Raw genomic sequence first — 1,115 nt, 5'->3', positions numbered from 1 at the left:
CATTGATGTGCATTTTTTGAAAGTACCCGTTGGAACAGTGGAAGCGCAGTTAGCCCGTTTTAACCAGGACCCGAATGTGTTGTATGCAGAACCTGATATCAACCACATTGTTCAGTATGTTCCCAATGAAGGTCTCGGTGGAAGTATCTATGCTAGTGACTACTTTTCTGAGCAGTGGGCGCTCAATAATACTGGGCAAGTACATTCTACCGTGGTGAATGACCCACTATTTGGTCCGTATCTGGATGAGGCCTCTGGCTTGCCTGGTGCAGATATCAATGCCCCCGAAGCTTGGGATATGACGAAAGGTAGTTCTGCCGTCAAGATAGCAATTCTCGATTCCGGTATTGATTGTCGTATGGCAGGGGATAGCGTGAGTAGCATTGAGTTCGGGAACGGAAAATGTGTTGAGCAGCAGAAATTTGTCACCGATTATCAAAGTGATACGTTAGAGGACGTGGTTGGACACGGCACCCATGTCGCAGGTATTGCGGCGGCTCAGACAGATAACGGTATTGGTATTGCTGGGGTCGGTTTTAACAGTTCTGTTGGTAACTTGAAGACGTGCTACGAATATCTGATTTATAGCTGCGACCCATTTTTTGGCTGCTTCCTTATCGCTGCGACGGGGGTATGCCCGCTATCTTCCTCTATTGATGCGATCACCTATGCTGCCGATAACGGCTACCACGTGATTAACATGAGTTATGGCTCTGATGAAATCGATGAAGAGGGCAACCCGATTAGCTTAGTCGGTTATAGCCAAGCGGAAAATGATGCCGTTAACTACGCTTGGGGGAAAGGCGTGTTGTTAGTGAGCGCAGCAGGGAACGCCGGAGACCCGATAAAGAACTACCCTGCAGCTTATGACAACGTGATTGCCGTAGGTGCGACGGATGACGATGACAATCGTGCCAGTTTTTCTACTTTCGGTAGCGATTGGGTGTCGCTAATGGCACCCGGTGACAGTATTCTCTCGACGATGCCAAATGAGCAGTGTGGTACCTTCGATTACGATAATGACGCCTGTCTGCATTGGCAGTCGGGTACATCCATGGCCAGTCCTCATGTTGCTGGCGCAGCTGCGTTACTTTGGGCATACAAATATGCAGATC

The 1,115-nt window shown here is 48.9% G+C and carries 1 protein-coding gene; it reads left to right on the top strand.

The genetic code is table 11. The features are described 5' to 3' along the window. Positions 1-16 precede the first annotated feature (16 nt). On the top strand, positions 17-1,115 hold a 1,099-nt coding region (locus tag R7035_RS25775), incomplete at its 3' end, for a S8 family serine peptidase (protein ID WP_318146388.1).

It is taken from the genome of Vibrio sp. 1731, assembly GCF_033339955.1.
GTDB classification, from domain to species: domain Bacteria; phylum Pseudomonadota; class Gammaproteobacteria; order Enterobacterales; family Vibrionaceae; genus Vibrio; species Vibrio alginolyticus.
This window is presented reverse-complemented; position numbering and strand designations above follow the sequence as displayed.